This window comes from Sulfitobacter profundi (assembly GCF_042661425.1).
GTDB lineage: Bacteria > Pseudomonadota > Alphaproteobacteria > Rhodobacterales > Rhodobacteraceae > Sulfitobacter > Sulfitobacter profundi.
In genome coordinates this window covers 2,845,079-2,860,232 of sequence record NZ_JBHSWA010000001.1, presented here as the reverse complement: position 1 = coordinate 2,860,232, position 15,154 = coordinate 2,845,079, and the positions used below count along the sequence as shown (strand labels likewise).

At 62.0% G+C, this 15,154-nt stretch carries 14 protein-coding genes and 3 pseudogenes; 8 read left to right on the top strand and 9 right to left on the bottom strand.

Annotated elements, in window-relative coordinates:
- Positions 1–6: 6 nt before the first annotated feature.
- Positions 7–1,002, bottom strand: a complete 996-nt coding sequence (locus ACFQAU_RS14890) for an LLM class flavin-dependent oxidoreductase (protein WP_132443299.1) — start codon at positions 1,000–1,002, stop codon at positions 7–9.
- Positions 1,003–1,239: 237 nt separating this feature from the next.
- On the opposite strand from ACFQAU_RS14890, the gene ACFQAU_RS14885 reads away from it, so the two are divergent.
- Positions 1,240–1,929 (top strand): hypothetical protein, encoded by a 690-nt coding sequence (locus ACFQAU_RS14885; protein ID WP_132443298.1) that lies wholly within the window; start codon positions 1,240–1,242, stop codon positions 1,927–1,929.
- A gap of 147 nt (positions 1,930–2,076) precedes the next feature.
- Here the strand turns inward: ACFQAU_RS14885 and rpsI are convergent, their stop codons facing one another.
- From rpsI to ACFQAU_RS14870, 3 genes are all read right to left on the bottom strand, one after another.
- A complete protein-coding gene (gene rpsI, locus ACFQAU_RS14880) occupies positions 2,077–2,577 on the bottom strand; it encodes a 30S ribosomal protein S9 (protein ID WP_067629875.1) in 501 nt (166 codons plus the stop codon).
- A gap of 2 nt (positions 2,578–2,579) precedes the next feature.
- The gene (rplM, locus tag ACFQAU_RS14875) at positions 2,580–3,041 is read right to left on the bottom strand and encodes a 50S ribosomal protein L13 (RefSeq protein WP_067629878.1); all 462 of its coding nucleotides are present in this window, start codon (positions 3,039–3,041) and stop codon (positions 2,580–2,582) included.
- 160 nt (positions 3,042–3,201) lie between these two features.
- Positions 3,202–4,617: an aminotransferase-like domain-containing protein gene (locus ACFQAU_RS14870; RefSeq protein ID WP_132443297.1), complete on the bottom strand. Its 1,416-nt coding sequence runs from the start codon at positions 4,615–4,617 to the stop codon at positions 3,202–3,204.
- A gap of 110 nt (positions 4,618–4,727) precedes the next feature.
- On the opposite strand from ACFQAU_RS14870, the gene ACFQAU_RS14865 reads away from it, so the two are divergent.
- Complete coding sequence (locus ACFQAU_RS14865) at positions 4,728–4,958, top strand: DUF1127 domain-containing protein (RefSeq protein WP_120351198.1); 231 nt, start codon at positions 4,728–4,730, stop codon at positions 4,956–4,958.
- Positions 4,959–5,202: 244 nt separating this feature from the next.
- Here the strand turns inward: ACFQAU_RS14865 and ACFQAU_RS14860 are convergent, their stop codons facing one another.
- Positions 5,203–5,631 (bottom strand): PaaI family thioesterase, encoded by a 429-nt coding sequence (locus ACFQAU_RS14860; protein ID WP_067629887.1) that lies wholly within the window; start codon positions 5,629–5,631, stop codon positions 5,203–5,205.
- A 106-nt stretch (positions 5,632–5,737) separates the two neighbouring features.
- Between ACFQAU_RS14860 and ACFQAU_RS14855 the strand changes: the two are divergent.
- The 5 genes and pseudogenes from ACFQAU_RS14855 (at position 5,738) to gluQRS (ending at position 9,612) form a co-directional block, all read left to right on the top strand.
- Positions 5,738–6,474: pseudogene (locus tag ACFQAU_RS14855) on the top strand (enoyl-CoA hydratase).
- Positions 6,475–6,751: 277 nt separating this feature from the next.
- Positions 6,752–8,092: a methylenetetrahydrofolate--tRNA-(uracil(54)-C(5))-methyltransferase (FADH(2)-oxidizing) TrmFO gene (gene trmFO, locus ACFQAU_RS14850; RefSeq protein WP_120352216.1), complete on the top strand. Its 1,341-nt coding sequence runs from the start codon at positions 6,752–6,754 to the stop codon at positions 8,090–8,092.
- A 53-nt stretch (positions 8,093–8,145) separates the two neighbouring features.
- Positions 8,146–8,457, top strand: a complete 312-nt coding sequence (locus ACFQAU_RS14845; protein ID WP_386283170.1) for a class I SAM-dependent DNA methyltransferase — start codon at positions 8,146–8,148, stop codon at positions 8,455–8,457.
- Positions 8,451–8,759, top strand: coding sequence for a class I SAM-dependent methyltransferase (locus ACFQAU_RS14840; protein ID WP_386283166.1), 309 nt, complete (start codon positions 8,451–8,453; stop codon positions 8,757–8,759). Before ACFQAU_RS14845 ends, ACFQAU_RS14840 begins: the two co-directional genes overlap by 7 nt.
- A pseudogene (gene gluQRS, locus ACFQAU_RS14835) lies at positions 8,756–9,612 on the top strand (tRNA glutamyl-Q(34) synthetase GluQRS). Before ACFQAU_RS14840 ends, gluQRS begins: the two are co-directional and overlap by 4 nt.
- A gap of 9 nt (positions 9,613–9,621) precedes the next feature.
- Here gluQRS and hisI read toward each other — a convergent pair.
- A complete protein-coding gene (hisI, locus tag ACFQAU_RS14830; protein WP_132443294.1) occupies positions 9,622–9,981 on the bottom strand; it encodes a phosphoribosyl-AMP cyclohydrolase in 360 nt (119 codons plus the stop codon).
- A 75-nt stretch (positions 9,982–10,056) separates the two neighbouring features.
- Here hisI and ACFQAU_RS14825 point away from each other — a divergent pair, with 75 nt between their 5' ends.
- Positions 10,057–10,518 (top strand): iron-sulfur cluster assembly scaffold protein, encoded by a 462-nt coding sequence (locus ACFQAU_RS14825; protein ID WP_132443293.1) that lies wholly within the window; start codon positions 10,057–10,059, stop codon positions 10,516–10,518.
- Positions 10,519–10,713: 195 nt separating this feature from the next.
- On the opposite strand, the gene ACFQAU_RS14820 is transcribed toward ACFQAU_RS14825, so the two are convergent.
- The 3 genes and pseudogenes from ACFQAU_RS14820 to ligA form a co-directional block, all read right to left on the bottom strand.
- The gene (locus tag ACFQAU_RS14820) at positions 10,714–10,842 is read right to left on the bottom strand and encodes a hypothetical protein (RefSeq protein ID WP_259944545.1); all 129 of its coding nucleotides are present in this window, start codon (positions 10,840–10,842) and stop codon (positions 10,714–10,716) included.
- Between the two features lie 99 nt (positions 10,843–10,941).
- Positions 10,942–13,029 (bottom strand): annotated as a pseudogene (gene recG, locus ACFQAU_RS14815) (ATP-dependent DNA helicase RecG).
- Entirely contained in the window at positions 13,026–15,146 is a 2,121-nt protein-coding gene (gene ligA, locus ACFQAU_RS14810) for an NAD-dependent DNA ligase LigA (RefSeq protein WP_132443291.1), read from the bottom strand. Before ligA ends, recG begins: the two are co-directional and overlap by 4 nt.
- Positions 15,147–15,154: the final 8 nt, after the last annotated feature.

The window sequence follows — 15,154 nt, the reverse complement described above, 5'->3', positions numbered from 1 at the left end:
CGGCCCTTAGGCCGCCACCCTCATGTTTTGCAAGACATCCGCCGCAATCTCAAACGAGCGCAACCGCGCGGCGTGATCGTGGATTTGCCCGGTCAGGATCAACTCATCCGGGCGGTGCTGTGCGATCAGCGCCTCAAGCTGCCGCTTGACCGTCTCTGGGCTGCCCACGGCAGACACCCGCAGCGCATGATCCACCCCCTGCCGCATCCCTGCGCCAATCTCGGCATCAATGTCGCGCACCGGCGCTGGCAGCTTGCCGGGGCGGCCAGTGCGCAGACGGGCGAATGCCTGCTGCATGGTGGTGCGCAGATAGGCCCCCTCTTCATCCGTGTCGGCAGCGAATACGTTGACCGCCAGCATGAAGCGCGGCGCGGGGCAGGCTTCGGACGGTTTGAAATCACGACGGTAGATGGCCGTGGCCTCCTCCAACGCATCGGGCGCAAAGTGAGAGGCAAAGGCATAAGGCAGCCCAAAATGCGCCGCCAGTTGCGCACCGTATAGCGAGGAGCCGAGGATCCAGATCGGCACATGCGTCCCCTCACCCGGATGCGCACGGACGGGCGAGCGCGGATCGGCGTCGCCCAGATAGGCCATCAACTCGGCCACATCATCGGGGAAATGATCGCCGCCACTCATGCCGCGCCGCATGGCACGCATCACCGCCTGATCGCCGCCCGGCGCACGGCCCAGTCCCAGATCAATCCGGTCGCCATGGATCGCCGCCAAGGTCCCAAACTGCTCGGCAATCGCCAAAGGCGCGTGGTTGGGCAGCATCACCCCGCCCGCCCCAACGCGAATATGCTGCGTGTGATCCGCCACATGCCCCAGCAAAACCGATGTCGCCGCCGAGGCGATGCCCGGCATGTTATGATGCTCAGCCATCCAGAAGCGGTGATAGCCCTTGGCTTCGGCCAATTGGGCCAACGCGACGGAATTGGCGATGGCGGTGGCGGTGTCTGACCCTTCGGGCACCGGGGCAAGGTCTAGAACTGAATACTGCATGACTGTCTCCTGTGTTGCGCTTGATATAGGCAGGCGCCGCCCCGCCCGGAACCACGGGGGCTGAGAAAAACCAACGACTTGGGCGAAATTTCCGTCGTTCACAATGTTATGTTCTAACGCATGCCAGATATGCGCAAACGGGCCTTGCCGCCCCCCATGTCGGGCATATCCGAAAGACCTTCACAACCAGACTTCGCCAGTCGCAGACAAGCCATGGTCCAACACTAGGCAAATGCCATGAATATCAAACACCTTATCGGGTTCGGCCTTACCGCCGGGCTGCTCTCTTCCGCCGCCTATGCGCAGGACAACATCACCACCGGTTTCGACCCGGTGATCGAAGACCGCGCCATGACCTCCATGATTGGCTGGACCGCAGGCGTCTCTGCCGCCACACGTTTCAACACGTCGGATGATTTCGATCACCTCGAAAACGAAGTCGAAGGCTTTGTCGAGCTGACCTACGGCGGCTTCCACACCGGCCTCAGCGCAACATCGCTCTACCAAGACCCGACAGATGACGTCGAGTTCGAAGCAAACCTCGGCTATGGTGCGGACTTCGGTCAGGGTCTCAGCTGGGATCTGACCTATGGCTATATTTGGCTGAACGATTCCGAAGACCACAGCGAAGAGATCACCGCGACGCTTGGCTTCCCCATCGGTCGTGACGCCTCCGGCGCATTCGCCGTGATCATCGACCCCGACAATGGCGAAAGCGATCAGGAAGTCGCGTTCGAAGCGCCCCTGTCCGAGCGTTGGACCGCCGTTGGCCTCATCGGCAACAGCGACCGTGACGACAACATCTATGCCGAAGCCGGCGCCGTTTACGACTTTGGCGATGGCATCAGCTTTGAAGCGCTTTACGAAGACACCAACGATGGCGACGGCGTGTTGGGCTTCACCGTGAGCTACGAAATCGGCGGCTAAGCCGTCTCGGGATCACGGATCCTAGATCAGAGGCCGTTGCGGGAAACCGCAGCGGCCTTTTTCATGACCAACAGCCACACATGCCATCCCACAAACGAAAAAGGGCCACCCCGGAGGGCAGCCCTTTCGCAAATCTGATCGGTAAGCTTAACGCTTGGAGAACTGGAAGCTCCGGCGCGCTTTGGCCTTACCGTATTTCTTCCGCTCGACGACGCGGCTGTCACGGGTCAGGAAGCCTGCCGCTTTCAGCGCACCGCGCAGGGAGGGATCATAAAGCTGCAGCGCCTTGGAGATGCCGTGCTTGACCGCGCCCGCTTGACCGGACAGACCGCCGCCTTTGACCGTTGCGAACACGTCGAACTGGCCTTCGGTGTTGGTGATGCCGAAAGGCTGTGCCAGGATCAGCTGCTGCACGGGGCGCGCAAAGTATTCGTTCTGCGGCTTGCCGTTGACGATGACCTTGCCGGAGCCGGGCTTGATCCAAACGCGGGCGACCGCGTCTTTACGTTTGCCGGTGGCATAGGCGCGGCCCAGTTCGTCACGAACAGGCTCACGCGGGGTCATTTCGGTTTCGGTGCCCTGCACGCCGCCGATGTTCTCGGTCACGGCTGCTTCGAGACCGTCGAGGGATTTGATTTCGTCAGCCATGCTCATGCACTCCGCGTGTTTTTCTTGTTCAAGGATTTAACATCCAGAACTTCGGGGCTCTGCGCCTCATGGGGGTGATCGCTACCTGCATAGACGCGCAGGTTGGTCATGATCTGGCGGCTCAGGCGGTTTCCGGGCAGCATACGCTTGACGGCTTGTGTCACCACACGCTCAGGATGCGCGCCCTCAAGGATCTGTGCCTTGGTGCGCGACTTGATGCCACCGGGGTGGCCGGTGTGCCAGTAGAAGTGCTCTTCGCGCTTCTTGCCGGTCATCTGCACCTTGTCGGCGTTGATGACGATCACGTTGTCGCCGCAATCCATATGCGGTGTGAAGGACGGCTTGTGCTTGCCGCGCAGGCGCGTGGCGATGATCGAAGCGAGACGGCCCAGCACGACGCCTTCGGCGTCGATGATGATCCATTTCTTGTCGATATCTGCCGGTGTCGCAGAAAAGGTTTTCATGGATGAATTCCCGTTTAAGGTTGGTCGGAACGAGGAATCCCCGCCCGGTGTCTGATGGAGGGGTTATAACCACCTGCATCGCCGGGTCAAGCGCAGCAATCGCGGATTACGTAAGAAAAATCAGTTACTTATGATTTAGGTATAATAATACCCCAAATTTCTACACGCTGATCTGCTCTGGCGGATTGTCCAAGAGACAGCGCAGGCGCTGCATCGCCGCCTCAAAAGAGCGCAGAGAGACATGGGCGTTCACCGCGATGCGCACCGCATGGGGCGCGCGGCCATCGCGCAGGGCGAATTCATCGGCGGAACGGATCTGCACGCCCTGCGCCTCTGCCGCGCGGCAAAACCCCGCTGCGCGCCAACCCGGCGGCAAGTGCAGCCATAAGAAAGGCACGTCACGCGACCATTGCAATTCATGCCCGCCCAGATGGTTGACCGCGACCTCTACATATTCCGCCAGCCTCTCGCGGATATCTGTGCAAATGCCCTTCAGCCGCGGATCGGTGAGCAGAATCCGCGTCGCCTCGGCCAAGGGGCGGGCAAGGCCGAAGTACCCGTATTCCGCCACCCGCCGCAGGTCTGCCGAGCGCCCCGCCGGCGCCAGCGCAAAGCCGACACGCAGCGCGGGCGTCAACTCTTTCGAGATCGAAGAGACATGCCAGACATGTTCCGGCCAGAGCGAGCGGTAGCTCGGCGCGCGGGCAGAGCCCATACGGTAGCAATCATCCTCCAGAATCTCTAACCCGTGCCGCTTGGCGACCTCCAGCAGCGCGCGCCGCCGTTCGAGGCTTGTGTGGCTGCCGGTTGGATTGTGCACTTCAGGTGTGGTGCAAAACACCTGCGCCCCACTGTCGCGCGCGGCCTTGTCCAACGCCTCGGGCAACACGCCGTCTTTGTCCATCGCCACGCCAACCACTTCGGCGCGCAGCACCTCCGCAGCCCGGCGGAACCCGGCGTAGGAGAGGTCTTCGACCAGCATCACCGGCTTTGGCCCCGACAGGATGGCCTGAAGTACCAATACAATCGCACTTTGCCCGCCGTGTGACAGCACAACGTCGCGCTCGCTCAGCGGCCCGAGGGCCAGATGCGACAGCCAGTCGACCACCGCTTGACGCACCGGGGCATAGGCATCGCGGGTGGGATAATTCATCAGCTCTTCGCCCGGCACATCCGCCACCTGCCGCAGGGCGCTGCGGATCAGGGCCACCTGCCCCATGTCTGGTAAGCGCGGGCTAAAAAGGCTGACCGCATCGGTATCGGAGATCTCCAACTCTTTGATCCAGCTATCTTGTTCGCGATTCCAGACATCTTCGCGAATGGCGGCCTGCGGCGGGGCAACAAAGGTGCCCCGACCGACCTCGGCCTCCAGCAAACCTTCGTCCGTAAGAATGGTATAGGCCCGCGCCACGGTGCCGGGGGTGATCCCCAACTGCCACGCCAGCTCGCGCACAGGCGGCAGCTTGTCCCCCACGGCCAGTGCACCGGATGTGACCCCCTCGCGGATCGTGAGGGCGACGAGTTTGTACTTCGGTCCCTGCCCTTCGGCGAGGGTTGGCTGCCAAATTGTACCCATTACAATATTCCTGTGGTCAAATTGTATCGCGCTTTGTACCCTTGTACCTGTAGGCTTTCTACACTTTGTGTCAATACAATTTCGCCAATACAAATTCAAGGAGTTCTCCCATGACACAGGCTCGCCCTATCAGCGCCGATGCAATGACATTGATGACATACCGCGCCCTGCCGGTCCCTGCGATGATCGCGCTGCGCTTTGCGGCGGTCGTGACCACATGGGCGGCCCGCCGACGCACCCGGATCGCGCTTGCTGCGCTTGAGCCGTGGGAGCTTGATGATGCGGGACTTACACCGGAACAAGCCTCAGCCGAGGCTTCCCGCGTGTTCTGGCAGGCGTAACTTCCCTGTGGCGTCCGCCAGACCTCTTCCTTGGGCCGGGTTTTCCCGGCCCTTTTTCGTAGTCTCGCGCAGACGCCCAGCCCGGAATCAAGCCGCAGGCGCCGGGCCATCGCCTGCCCGTCCCGGCGGGCGGGCGATTTGGTGAAGCTGGGCGCATCTTCGAAAAAGCACATCACGACTGCCCCATAAAGTGGCACGGATCGCCGTCACAGTCGCCAGCCCACGGTCAGGCGCTGGCCCTTCCTCACCCCATCGACGCAGGCGGAATCGCATAGGTCAGGCTCGCCCGCGCCACCGGCTTATCCGACCCCTCCGAATAGATCAGTACATCCGTTACCGACAACTGCCGCCCCAGTTTGAGCAGCTTGGCATGGGCGACCAGCGGCACATCCGCCAGCGGCTTGCGCATGAAATCGATCGAGCAATTCGTCGTCACCGCCAGCGCCTTTGGCCCGATCATCGCAAGCGTCGCGAGATAGGCCGCCACATCCGCCAGCGCGAACATCGACGGGCCCGACACCGTCCCTCCGGGCCGCAGATGGCGGCGGCTGGTCAACAGACGCATGGTGATCTCATTCTCGGCCACGTGATCCACGGCGAAATCATCCGCCACCTGATCAAACACCTCCCGCATAAAGGCTTCCAACGCCTCTGCATCCATCACCACGGCCATACTTGTCCTCCCTGCTTTCCTCGGCGTAACGTTGGCGCGACCAGCTTGGGAGGGCAAGGTGACAATTCTTGACGTTACGGCACAAGGGCCGGTGACCCACCTGCGCATGAACGCACCCGAGCGGCTGAACGCACTGTCGGACGAAATGCTGGCCGCCCTGCACAGCAAACTCGACGCCTTGGCCGAAGATCGGCAAACCCGTGTCATTATCCTATCGGGCGCGGGCAAAGCCTTTTGCGCGGGGCACGACCTGCGCCAGATGACCGCCATGCGCCAAGCCGAAGACGGCGGAGCCGCCGCCTTCAAAGACCTCTTCGACCGCTGCGCCACCCTCATGGCCCGCATTCAAAGCCTGCCGCAGCCCGTCATCGCCCAAGTCCACGGCATCGCCACCGCCGCTGGCTGCCAGCTTGTCGCCACCTGCGACATGGCCATCGCCGCCGAGGACACCCGCTTTGGCGTCAACGGCGTGAACATCGGCCTTTTCTGTTCAACCCCCATGGTCGCCCTGACCCGCAGCATCCCGCGCAAACAGGCGTTTGAGATGCTGACCACCGGGGAATTCATCTCAGCCCCCGCGCTGCAGAACTGGGCCTGATCAACCGCGCCGTGCCGGGCGACCAGCTGGCTACTGAGACCAACGCCCTAGCCGAAAAGATCGCCGCCAAACTCGGCACCGCCGTCGCCCACGGCAAAGGCGCATTCTACCAACAGATGCACCTGCCCACCGACCAAGCCTACGACTTCACCGGCGACATCATGGTGCGCAATATGCTTGAGGCTGACACCCGCGAAGGCATCGACGCCTTCTTGGAAAAGCGCGCGCCCGACTGGCAGCAGTGATTGTTTCCAAATTTGCGCAACAGTGTTGCCACGCAGGGGCTGGCAAATCTGGCAAAATCGGGGCACTGTTATATTAGGGTACAGAAACCCTAATGATTTTGGGTCGCCGACGGCGGAAGGTCCCTCCGGGTCAGCCTCTCACTGACCGACCATTCCCGCAGCGGCGACCCCAAAACCATGCCCGGCCAAGCGCGCGTACCGCGATATTTCAGCGCGCATCAGCCCGCCCCCGCTCTTGCCTGTTGCGCGCGAACCCGCCCTGCCCTACATCGCCCCCATGACAGATACATTGCACATCATCGGCGGCGGCATGGCCGGATCAGAGGCTGCTTGGCAAGCGGCGAACGCGGGCGTGGAAGTCGTGATCCACGAGATGCGCCCCAAGGTCGAAACCTTTGCCCATCAGACCGGGCTGTTGGGCGAGATGGTCTGCTCCAACTCCTTCCGCTCGGATGATGACGAGCAAAACGCCGTGGGCCTGCTGCATTGGGAAATGCGCGCCGCCGACGGCCTCATCATGGCCTGCGCCGACAAAAACCGCCTGCCCGCTGGCGGCGCACTGGCAGTAGACCGCGACCCCTTCGCGCAGACCGTCACCGACACGCTGCTCGCACACCCCAATATCACCGTCGAATACGGCGAGATTTCTGAGCTGCCAAAAGACGGCAAATGGATCATCGCTACTGGCCCGCTGACCTCCGGCGCATTGGCCGAAGCCATCGCCGCCGAAACCGGGGCCGAGGCGCTCGCCTTTTTCGACGCCATCGCGCCCATCGTCTATTTCGACAGTATCGACATGTCGAAAGCCTGGATGCAGTCGCGCTATGACAAGGGCGAAACCGAGGAAGAGCGTACCGCCTACCTCAACTGCCCCATGGACAAGCAGCAATACGATGATTTCATCGACGCGTTGCTGGAGGCCGACAAAACCGAGTTCCGCGAAGGCGAAACGGCGGGCTATTTCGATGGCTGCCTGCCCATCGAAGTCATGGCAGAACGGGGCCGCGAAACCCTGCGCCATGGCCCGATGAAACCGGTTGGCCTGACCAACCCGCACCAGCCCGAGATCAAGGCCCATGCCGTTGTCCAGCTGCGCCGCGACAACAAGCTGGGCACGCTTTACAATATCGTCGGCTTTCAAACCAAAATGAAGTACGGCGCGCAAACAGATGTTTTCAAACGAATTCCGGGGCTTGAGAACGCGCGCTTTGCACGTCTCGGCGGCATTCACCGCAACTCGTTCATCAACTCGCCCACGTTGCTTGACGATCAAATGCGCCTGCGCAGCCGCGACAATATCCGCTTTGCCGGGCAGATCACTGGCGTCGAAGGCTATGTCGAAAGCGCCGCGATGGGCTTGCTCGCAGGTCGCATGGCCGCCGCTGAGATCAAGGGCGGCAGCCTGCCAACCCCGCCCGACAGCACCGCCATGGGCGCGCTGATCACCCACATCACCGGCGGGGCGGATGCGAAAACCTTTCAGCCGATGAACGTGAACTTCGGCCTGTTTCCGCCTGTCGAAGGGCTTAAATCGGGCCGTCGCGGCCGCAAGGATCGCTACAAAGCCTATACCGACCGTGCCAAGGCAGATTGGCAGGCATGGCTTGATCAAGGTTAACCCGCCCCGGGTTAACACTGGATCCTCCTGCCCATCCCCCATATCCTAGGGGAATGACAAAACATTATTTCGACAAAGCCTACGCGGCGCGGGACACGCAGGTGATCCGTAGCCTTTATGACGAATGGGCGGGCAGCTACGACGAGGATATCAAAGCGCAGGGCTATGCCACGCCCGACCGCGCCGCTGCCACGCTCGCTGAATTTCTGGACAACAAAGACGCACCGATCTTCGATATCGGCTGTGGCACAGGGCTGTCTGGCGCGGCCCTAAAACAAGCGGGCTTCACCACCATTGACGGCGGCGATGTCTCTGCCGCCATGCTGGCAGTGGCTCGAAAAAAGATATATACCGCAATTTGTTAGAGCTCGAAGTTGATGCCCCTCTCCCCTTCGCGCCCGGCAGCTATGAAGCGATCAGCGCCATCGGCGTGATCGGCCCCGGAGCCGCGCCGATCAGATTGTTCGACACGTTGATGCATGCATTAGAAAAGGGCGGTAAACTTCTGTTTTCGCTCAACGAAAAGGCGCTCGAAGATCGCGGCGCCCTGGGCATGATCCATGAGTGGACCGACTGCGGCGCGGCGATCCTGCTCTTTGCAGAGGAAGGCCCACACCTGCCCGGCATCGACTTGAAGTCTACCGTCTATCTGATTGAAAAGAATTGACACTTACCACCAGATTTGCCCCATCCCCGACCGGTCCGCTGCACCTTGGCCACGCCTATTCGGCACTCTTGGCTCATGATCTGGCCAAAGCAGCGGGGGAAAGTTCCTGCTGCGTATCGAAGATATCGACCAATCCCGCGCGCGACCCAAGTGGGAGGCGCAGATCTACGAAGACCTCGCATGGCTTGGTATTGACTGGCCGCAGCCTGTGATGCGCCAATCCGACAGAATGGCGGCCTACCGCAGTGCCCTTGATGACCTCTGGGCGCGCGGCTTGCTCTATGCCTGCACCTGCAACCGTCGCGACATCGCCGCCGCCACCAGCGCCCCGCAGGAGGGCGCAGAGCCCGTCTATGGCCCCGACGGCCTGATTTACCCCGGCACCTGCCGTGACGCAGGCCATCCAAAAGCCTCCGGCGCGCTGCGGCTTGATATGCGTAAAGCTTTGGCTTCTTTGGGCAATCGCGCGCTAAGCTTCACTGAAAACGGCTATGGCCCGAATGTTGAAACCGGCGCGATCACCTTCTCCCCGGATCAGCTTATCGCCACGGTCGGTGATGTGGTCTTGGCCCGGCGCGACATGGGCACGTCCTACCACCTTTCCGTCGTACTCGACGATGCCGCGCAGGGGATCACGCTGGTCCCGCGCGGGGCCGACCTTTTTGCGGCGACCTATATCCATGCTGTGCTGCAGGCTTTGCTCGACCTGCCAACGCCGCATTATCACCATCACCGGCTGATCCGGGATGACGGCGGCAAACGGCTCGCCAAACGCGATGACGCCCGCGCCATCGCGCTATACCGTGAGAATGGAATGACGCCCGGAGATATTCGTTATATGGTAAGGCTTTAGCGCGCGGCCTTAATCCACCGGATTCATCAGTTCGACTTCTTCATCATCCTGAATCCCGGTGTAAAAGCAACTGCGGCGCCCAGTGTGACAGGCGGGACCGCTCTGGTCCACGAGCACCAACAGGCAATCGCGGTCGCAATCGATCCGCATCTCAACCAGTTTCTGCACATGGCCACTGGTTTCGCCCTTTACCCAGAACGCCTGCCGCGAGCGGCTCCAATAGGTGACCTTGCCCGTCTCAAGGCTGCGCGCGATGCTCTCTGCGCTCATCCAGGCCAGCATCAGCACCTCATGTGTCTCCACGTCCTGCGCGATGGCGGGGATCAGGCCCGCCTCGTTGAACTGAAGGCTTGCAGGATCGAAAGTCATCGGGCACCTCGTGGAAATATTTGCATCTGTCTCTGCGGCGCTTATGTAGGGTTTCAGTACGAAAAGGAACAGCCCATGTCGGATGAGACGGACCTCATCAAGCTCTACTCCGCGCGTATCTTGGCGCTTACCGCAGAGATCCCGCATCTGGGCCGGATGGAGGCCCCGCAGGCCAGCGTGAAGCGCCGCTCGCCGCTGTGCGGCTCGACCGTGACGGTTGATGTGCGCGTAGAGGAAGGCCGTCTGGCCGAGATGAAACAGGACGTGAAAGCCTGCGCCTTGGGGCAAGCGGCTGCGGCCGTTGTGGGCGGTGCCGCGCCCGGTGCCTCGCTCACGCAGATCACCACTGCCCGCGATCAACTGCGCGCCATGCTCAAGGGCGAAGGGCCGGTGCCGGACGCCCCCTTTGACGGTTTCGAAGTGCTAACCCCTGCCTCGGCCTATAAAAACCGCCATGCCTCCATCATGCTGAGCATCGAGGCGCTGACAGAGGCGATGCAACAGGCCGAAGCCCCGGCGGAAGCTGGCGAGCGTTAAGCGCAGCCTGCCGCAGCCCACCTCCCCCAATATTCAACAAAAAAAACGCCGCACATCCTGCGAAGGATGGCGGCGTCAGTCGGCGTTCCTCATGTTGGGACCCGCTTTGCCAGAGGCCGACGCGGACAGGCAAGTCGGTGCATCAAATTGGGACGGATGCAGCAGACAAAGCGGCATGAGAGCCTTTGGCAGAACTCAGATAAAGGCGGGCAGATGCAACCCGACGACCAGCATCACGATCAAAGCGGCGGCCCCTGCTGCATCTTGCAGCAATGTGGCCTGCGATCTGAGGGCGATAGATTTCAGGGCAGTGTAAGTCATCATCAGTACCTCCTTATCTTTGTTGCTTCTTTGTTCTCATTTTTACCCATCCATGTAAAGAACTTTTTGAGAACATTCGCGAACATAAAGAGAGTTTAGGCGCTAACCCACTGTTATCAAACGGATCGCCTCGTCCTGCCGCATGAGCCATAGCAACAGCCTTACCGCCCTGCCGCGCGGCCCTTCGAGGGTGGGATCATCAACCAAAAGCTTTCGGGCATCCGATTGCGCCACCGCCATCAAACCCGCCTGACGCTCCAGATCGGCCACGCGAAAGCGCGGCACGCCCGATTGCGCGGTGCCGATAAGATCGCCCGTGCCGCGCATTTTCAGATCGGTTTCGGCAATGACGAAACCGTCTTCGGATCGCGCAGCACCTCAAGCCGTTGCCGGCCCGTATCGCTGAGGGGGCTTGATACATCAAAAGACAAGTCGACGCCCCGGTGCCCCGCCCGACACGGCCGCGCAACTGGTGCAACTGCGCAAGGCCGAAAATCTCGGCCCGCTCCACCACCATGATCGTCGCATTGGGCACGTCCACGCCGACTTCGATCACCGTGGTGGCCACCAGCACCTTGGTTTCTCCCGCTTGGAAGGCACGCATCGCCGCGTCCTTTTCGGCGGGCGGCATCTGCCCATGGACCAAGCCCACAACCCCTTCGCCCAACGCCGCGCGGAGCCGTTTGAACCGGTCTTCCGCCGCCGTCAGATCGCTGACTTCGCTTTCTTCCACCAGCGGGCAAACCCAGTAGCATTGCCGCCCTTCGCTGATGGCGTGACGCATCCGGTCGATGACCTCATCCATCCTTGAAGTCGAGACCAGCGCCGTGCGAATGGGCTGCCGACCGGGGGCTTTTCGTCGAGGATGGAGACATCCATATCACCGTATTGCGCCAGCGCCAGACTGCGCGGGATCGGTGTGGCAGTCATCACCAGCACGTCGGCCAGCCGCCCCTTGCGGCCCAATTCCAACCGCTGCCGCACGCCAAAACGGTGCTGTTCGTCGACCACCGCAAGGCGCAGATCGGCAAAGCTCACATCCGCCTGAAACACCGCATGGGTGCCAACGAGGATCTGGATGTCGCCGAGCTCCAGTGCCGCAAGCTTGGCCCGCCGCTCTGCCCCTTTGTCGCGCCCGGTGAGGAGTTCCAGCACCACGCCCGCCTGTTCCGCCAACGGTTGCAGCCCCATTAGGTGCTGACGCGCAAGGATTTCCGTCGGTGCCATCAGCACCGCTTGCCCGCCCGCCTCAACGGCGCGCAAAAGCGCCATGAAGGCGACCAGCGTCTTGCCCGCCCCCACATCGCCCTGCAACAGCCGGTTCATGCGGGTCTCGCGGCCCATGTCGGCGGTGATCTCTTCGACGGCGCGCTGCTGTGCGCCGGTGGGCCGATAGGGCAAGGAAGACAACACCCGTTCTTGCAACCGCCCGTCGCCCCGGTTCGCCCGCCCCATCTTGCGCCGCTCATTCTGCCGCGCCAAGGCGAGGGTCACTTGATGGGCAAAAAGCTCATCATAGGCCAACCGCTCCCGCGCCGGGGCCGTGGCGGTGAGGTCTTGCGCGGTTTGCGGGTCATGCGCGGCCTCTGCGGCGGCGGCGAAATCGGGCCAAGGGGCCTGCGCCACCTGCCCGGGATCGGCCCATTCGGCCACCTTCGGCAGCCGTTTCAAGGCGCCTCGGGTGGCCTTGTACATTACCTTTTGCGTCAGCCCAGAGGTGAGCGGATAGACCGGCTCAAAGTCAGGAATATCGGCCGCTTGATCTTCCGGCACGGCGAAATCCGGGTGGACCATCTGCGCCATCCCGTCAAAAAACTCCACCCGGCCCGAAACGATGCGGCGGCTGCCTTCGGGCAATTGCCGCTGCCAATAGTCGCCGCGCGCGTGGAAATAGACCAGTTGAAAACTGGTCTGCGCGTCCTCGACCGTGATGCGGTAAGCGCCGCCTTTATTGCGTGCCGGACGGTGTGCGCCGATGGTGACGGCCAGGGTGAGTGTCGCAGGCAGATGCGCGTCTTTCACACTGTCCCGCAGACGGCGGTCGATCCCGGAATGTGGCAGGGTAAAGATCAGATCGCGCGGCGCTTGGATGCCCAATTGGCCCAGCAATTGCGCTGTCTTTGGCCCCACCCCTTCGAGCGTTTCGAGCCCCGCGAATAGCGGGAAAAGCTGTTCCGGTCTGCCGCTCATTTGCCTTCGATCAAGGCGAGCCAGCCATCTTCATCCATCGTCTCGACCCCCAGATCAGCGGCCTTCTTGGCCTTGGACCCCGCCCCCGGTCCGGCGACCAGAATATCGGTTTTGCCGCTGACCGAGCCTGAAACCTTGGCCCCCAAACGCTCCGCCCGGGCCTTGGCCTCGGCCCGGCTCATCTTCTCCAAAGTGCCGGTAAAGACGACGGTCTTGCCTGCGACGGGGCTGCCTTCGGTGTCGGGGCGTTCCGCCGGGATCACGGTCAGATGCGCCACCAACCGGTCGATTGAGGCGCGCTCTGCCTCTTGCGCAAAGGCCGAAACCAGCGAACCCGCCATGACGCTGCCGACGCCATCGACGCCAATCAGATCATCCCAAGCGGGGCCGTCGAGCCCGCGCGCCTCGGCCATGGCAGCCTCAAAACTGTCCCAATCGCCGTAGTGCAGCGCGATCAGGCTCGACGCCGCCTCGCCAACATGGCGAATACCAAGGGCAAAAATCAGACGCGCCATCGGTATTTCACGGCGATCTTCGATAGCCTGAAACAGGTTATCCGCCGACTTCGGCCCCCAGCCTTCGCGGTTTTTCAACTGCTGCACGCCGCTGCCGTAACGCTCTTTCAAGGTGAAAATATCCGCAGGCTCCGCGATCCAACCGTCATGGTAAAACTGTTCGACCTGTTTGGCCCCCAGACCGTCGATATCAAATGCCTTGCGGCTGACGAAATGGATAAGCTTTTCAACGGCCTGCGCCGGGCAGATCAGCCCACCGGTGCAGCGCCGCACCGCATCGCCCGGCTCCCGGATCGCATCCGACCCGCATTCCGGGCAGGTGGTGGGATAGACAAAGGCTTCGGCATCAGAGGGACGTTTCGACAGGTCCACGTCGGCCACTTTGGGGATCACATCGCCCGCGCGGTATATCTGCACCCAATCGCCCACGCGCACGTCCTTGCCGCCGCGGATTTCGGCGCCCTTGCTGTCGAGCCCTTTGATGTAATCTTCGTTGTGCAGCGTCGCGTTGGAGACGACGACCCCGCCCACCGTGACCGGCTGCAACCGCGCCACGGGCGACAAGGCACCGGTGCGCCCAACTTGAATGTCGATCCCCTCAAGCCGGGTCCACGCCAATTCGGCGGCGAATTTATGGGCGACGGCCCAACGCGGCGTGGTGGAGCGAAAGCCAAGCCGTTCCTGAAGCGCGAGATCGTCGACCTTATAGACCACGCCATCGATGTCATAGCCCAGCGTGGCGCGCTGCGCTTCGATCTTTTCGTAATGGGCGACCATATCACTTGGCCCGTCACAAAGCGCGGTCAGAGGGTTGGTCGAAAATCCTAGTTCCGTCAATCGGTCAATCGCGCCCTTCTGCGTCTCAGCCAAGGGTTCCGAGAGCGCACCCCAAGCATAGGCGAAAAACTGCAATGGCCGGACGCGGGTAATCTCTGCGTCGAGCTGCCGCAGGGATCCGGCGGCGGCATTGCGCGGGTTGGCAAAGGTTTTGCCGCCCCTTTCGGCCTGCCGCGCGTTCAGTGCCGCGAAATCGGCGTGGCTCATATAGACTTCGCCGCGCACCTCCAGCAGGTCCGGCGCGTTCTTTAACTCTTGCGGGATGTTTTCAATGGTGCGGGCGTTGGCGGTGACATTTTCGCCCACCGCGCCATCGCCCCGCGTGGCGGCCTGCACCAGCACACCCTTTTTATAGCGCAGGGACAGCGACAGCCCGTCGATCTTGGGCTCGGCCGTATAGGCCAGTGGCGCATCCGACCCCAGCCCAAGGTATTTGCGGATCCGGGCGTCGAACTCAGTGACTTCCTCAGCGTCGAAAGCATTGGCGAGCGAGAGCATCGGCACCGCATGCCGCACCTTGCCGAACCCTTCGGCGACCGGCGCGCCGACTTGCTCTGACGGGCTGTCAGCGCGCTTTAGGTCGGGGAAGCGCGCTTCGATCGCGGCATTGCGCCGCTTCAGCGCGTCATATTCCGCGTCGGAAATTTCTGGTGCATCTTCCGTATGATAGGCGTTGTTCGCCTCGTTCAGCACCTCGGCCAGCCGGGCCAGCTCCGTCTCTGCCTGCGCTTTGGTCAGCGCTTCAACCTCGATCTGGGATGTCACGATCTGCC

What these genes read in the sequence shown, in the direction of transcription:
- ACFQAU_RS14860 (WP_067629887.1), bottom strand. Translation starts at nt 5,631, where the DNA reads ATGGCCGTGGTGATGGATGCAGAGGCGTTGGAAGCCTTTATGCGGGAG.
- hisI (WP_132443294.1), bottom strand. Translation starts at nt 9,981, where the DNA reads ATGACTTTCGATCCTGCAAGCCTTCAGTTCAACGAGGCGGGCCTGATC.
- ACFQAU_RS14820 (WP_259944545.1), bottom strand. Translation starts at nt 10,842, where the DNA reads ATGATGACTTACACTGCCCTGAAATCTATCGCCCTCAGATCGCAGGCC.
- ACFQAU_RS14870 (WP_132443297.1), bottom strand. Translation starts at nt 4,617, where the DNA reads ATGGGTACAATTTGGCAGCCAACCCTCGCCGAAGGGCAGGGACCGAAG.
- ACFQAU_RS14845 (WP_386283170.1), top strand. Translation starts at nt 8,146, where the DNA reads ATGACAAAACATTATTTCGACAAAGCCTACGCGGCGCGGGACACGCAG.
- ACFQAU_RS14885 (WP_132443298.1), top strand. Translation starts at nt 1,240, where the DNA reads ATGAATATCAAACACCTTATCGGGTTCGGCCTTACCGCCGGGCTGCTC.
- rplM (WP_067629878.1), bottom strand. Translation starts at nt 3,041, where the DNA reads ATGAAAACCTTTTCTGCGACACCGGCAGATATCGACAAGAAATGGATC.
- rpsI (WP_067629875.1), bottom strand. Translation starts at nt 2,577, where the DNA reads ATGGCTGACGAAATCAAATCCCTCGACGGTCTCGAAGCAGCCGTGACC.
- ACFQAU_RS14825 (WP_132443293.1), top strand. Translation starts at nt 10,057, where the DNA reads ATGTCGGATGAGACGGACCTCATCAAGCTCTACTCCGCGCGTATCTTG.
- trmFO (WP_120352216.1), top strand. Translation starts at nt 6,752, where the DNA reads ATGACAGATACATTGCACATCATCGGCGGCGGCATGGCCGGATCAGAG.
- ACFQAU_RS14865 (WP_120351198.1), top strand. Translation starts at nt 4,728, where the DNA reads ATGACACAGGCTCGCCCTATCAGCGCCGATGCAATGACATTGATGACA.
- ACFQAU_RS14890 (WP_132443299.1), bottom strand. Translation starts at nt 1,002, where the DNA reads ATGCAGTATTCAGTTCTAGACCTTGCCCCGGTGCCCGAAGGGTCAGAC.